The sequence below is a fragment of the Vibrio sp. 811 genome (assembly GCF_033339195.1).
The window spans coordinates 1-599 of record NZ_JAWOUB010000626.1 but is presented as its reverse complement, the minus strand read 5'-3'; the positions used below and the strand labels follow the sequence as shown (position 1 = coordinate 599).

At 46.9% G+C, this 599-nt stretch carries 1 pseudogene; it reads right to left on the bottom strand.

Features of this window, described 5'->3' with window-relative positions:
- Positions 1-599, bottom strand: a pseudogene (locus R7Q46_RS28480) (ornithine decarboxylase); the annotation flags it as partial.

The following is a 599-nucleotide window of genomic DNA, read 5'->3' as shown; positions in this document are numbered from 1 at the left end:
GATGCGTGCATCATAAACGCGTTGTTAAAGCGTTTGTGGTTACAGTAACGAGCTTGACCTTTGATATGGCGGTCTTTTTTGTGGAATTGCGATGTTTGAGAGAAGCCAGCTTGTTGTTTGTGAACAGACTGAGTCACGATCACACCTGCGTCTTCTGGTTTCAAATCCAGCAGCAGTGGTGAACAGTCTTTCATCATCGGGATGAACTGCTCGTAACCAACCCATGCAGAGTCAAACAGGATGTAGTCACAAAGGTGACCTATCTTATCCATTACGTAGCGAGCGTTGTAGATAGTACCGTCATAAGTACCAAGTTGGATAATAGCAAGACGGAAAGGACGTTCATCGCGTGCACGTTCTGGGTCCACTTTCGCGATTTGAGCACGAATGTATTCTTCATCGAAACAGTGCTCATCCATACCACCGATGAAGCCCCAAGGGTTACGCGCCGTTTCTAAGTAAACTGGCATACCACCCGCTTGGATTAACGCACCGTGGTGGTTCGATTTGTGGTTGTTACGGTCGAACAGTACCAAATCACCTTCAGTTACTAGCGCGTTACACACCACTTTGTTTGAAGCAGAAGTACCGTTGAGCAC